Source organism: Sphingomonas sp. S6 (assembly GCF_043498045.1).
Lineage (GTDB): Bacteria > Pseudomonadota > Alphaproteobacteria > Sphingomonadales > Sphingomonadaceae > Sphingomonas.
On record NZ_JBIEOE010000042.1, the window covers coordinates 1 to 2,587 of the forward strand.

At 64.6% G+C, this 2,587-nt stretch carries 1 protein-coding gene; it reads left to right on the forward strand.

Going from position 1 to position 2,587, the window contains the following annotated elements; genetic code table 11:
• The first annotated feature begins 370 nt into the window (after window positions 1-370).
• Window positions 371-2,548, forward strand: a complete 2,178-nt coding sequence (locus tag ACGVWT_RS19120; RefSeq protein WP_394427810.1) for a hypothetical protein — start codon at window positions 371-373, stop codon at window positions 2,546-2,548.
• Window positions 2,549-2,587 lie beyond the last annotated feature (39 nt).

Consider the following 2,587-nt stretch of genomic DNA (forward strand, 5'->3'; position numbering starts at 1 on the left):
CTTCATCGTCATCCCCGCAAAGGGGGCGACATCATCTCGGAATCAGGGGGCGAGTAATTCTCGGAACAGGGGGGCGGCATCATTTCGGAATGAGGGGGCGGCTTCCCTCGGAATCAGCAGGCAGATGGTAAGGCTGTGGTTTGCGCAATTATGCTAACCGGCTGGGCGGTTAGCGGCGCGGGCGGCGATGGCGTGTTGACCGCAAAAACAGGGGGGGGGGAACCGGACGTGGGCGCCGGTTGGTCCTCCCGCGCTGCGCGCTCCGGAAGGCGGGTAGGGCGACGGCCCAAAATATAGTTCGAGGGGGTCATGGTCAGGACGCGGATCCATGCGTCATCATGGTCGCCATCCGGCACCGGCGCGAAGGATCATGACCCATTCACTCGACCTCTTCCATGCGACAGCAGCAGTGCGCGCCTTCGTGCATCGCAAGGCGCTCGAGGATTTGTTCGGTGCGCCTGGCGGTGGCCGTGTGGCGCGTCCCATCGAGTGGGAAAACGAGCGCGCCAGGGGTGCCAGTCGCTACCGGCGCCCGGTCGACCTGCGCGTGCCCGCGCCGAGAATGCAGCGCCCGCAGACATCCGATGGGCGGACCACCACGCACGTCAGCATCGAGGTCGTTCGCAAGGTTGCGACGCCCACGACAAAGGCTGAGAAGGGCGGCCTGCGCGATGAAGCCACGGCCTACAGCAACTACGTCACCGACCCGGCGCGGGTCGGGAATATTGCCTATCTGACACAGCCGAAATCGGAGGCCGAACCGGCTGACGGCGATCATCGGGTGGCGGCATTCATCAGCAACATCAGCAATGACCGGGCGACGCTGGAGGCCTATTGGAAGCAGCGCTGGGAGGCCGGCCGCAACACCGGCGTCAGCCGCCTCGAGTTCTTCCCGGAGCGGGGCACTGCCGAGGACTGGCGGGCGCTCGCCGATGCCGGCGATACACCGCCACGCGTTGTCCGGACGGCAGCGCGAATTGCCTTGCTGCGCGCCGCCGGACGATCACCGAAACGCCGGGTCGTGCGCCATCTGGAAGGGGATGTTCTGCCTTGGTGCGAAGGCCTGGGCGAGCGTTTCGGCAAGGAAAAGGGCGACCGCATCCTCCACTTTGCAAAGCCCCGATCCGCACGCATCCAAATAAAAATCGTCTTCGAGTTCGACGATCGTCTGACGGCGGCTGAGCGGCTACGCGTCCTTCAGCATCTGATGATCTGGCTCGATGCTCAGGGCGTACGGATGCTCGCCATCGCGCACGATCCGGATGCCAACAACGACCCCCGCAATTTCCATCCGCATGTGCTGATCGACCCGACGATCTACCCGGTGGAGGGCGGTCGCACGGTTGAGGGAAGGGGGCGCAAGATGCGGCCGGGGGAACTGGCCGGGATCCTCGGATACCTGCCCGAAGACGCTCCCAAGGCGTTCTGGAAACTCGGCGCGCTGGATCATCAGGCGGTGCGTCAGTTTGTCGTTAGTCTGGGCAACGAGCAACTGGCCAAGCGTGGGTTGAGGCCGCGCTTTGATGCTGGTTCCTTTGTCAAACTCGGCATCGCCAAAAAGCCCGATACGCACCTTGGAAGCACAGCCGCCGCACTCGTCGCGGCGGGCGCCCTCGTCGAGCGCGACTATCACAATGCGCTCAACGACTGGCGGTTTGCGATCAAGCAACGTGGGGCCGAGCTAGAGCGACAGGAGAGCGAATGGAGCCGGTTCAGGGACGATGCGGCCGAGGGACGTGAAGGCCTCGTAGGTGAACAGCGCGCGGAGCTGGAGGAGCAACTCGAACGGCATCGAAGCGTCGCTGCGGCAAGTGCCGAACAGCTCCGCCAGCTCGCGCATTTCGACACGCTTCTCGAGCTGGCGCGCTCCGCATCGGAACGGCTTAGGAGCAAGACCGGCCGCATAATCGACAACCTGGATTCGGGCGGCAAGGTAACCGCAGCGGATCGCAAAAATCAGGCGCACATCCGTGCGCGGCAAGCACTTGCCGCGATGCATCTAGACGAGATTGAAGCCGCGATCGCGCCTTACTTCCCAGCGATCGCGGCCGAGCGCATGGAGCTTGCGGCGCGGCTCGGCGAACTCGCAAGCATCGAAAGGAACGTGCTCGATAAGCGCGAAGCGACAAGGATCGTCGCTGCGGCATCAGTTCAACCGAACGCGACTGTCGTCGCCGCGCCAGACCAACCCGATCGGCCCGGCCCGGAGGCTCGGTTTGCCGCTCTTGTCGACCATGTGATGAAGCAGTTTGGCACAGCCGCCGCCGCGTCCGAGCGGGCAGTTGTGCACGTCTTCCATGATCCCGAAACGAGCAAGCTGACTGCCACCGGACTGCGCCCGGCGGACTTGGCGCTGGTCGGCGAGGATCGCTTCGCCAAGCGTTGGGCCAAGGTGTTGGCAGTAGCCGAGACACGCCAGCGGCAGGCGATCTTGAGGTTGGCGGCGTTCGTTGAGGTGAACGGCCGAAATCGCCTGATCCTTGGCCGCTCGTGGAACGGCAGTGAAGGTAGCGTCCGCGGTCGTGGTGTAATTTCCCGGTGTAGATGACGGTGTATGCCGGGGTGGGGCCGAGGCCCCACCCCGGCG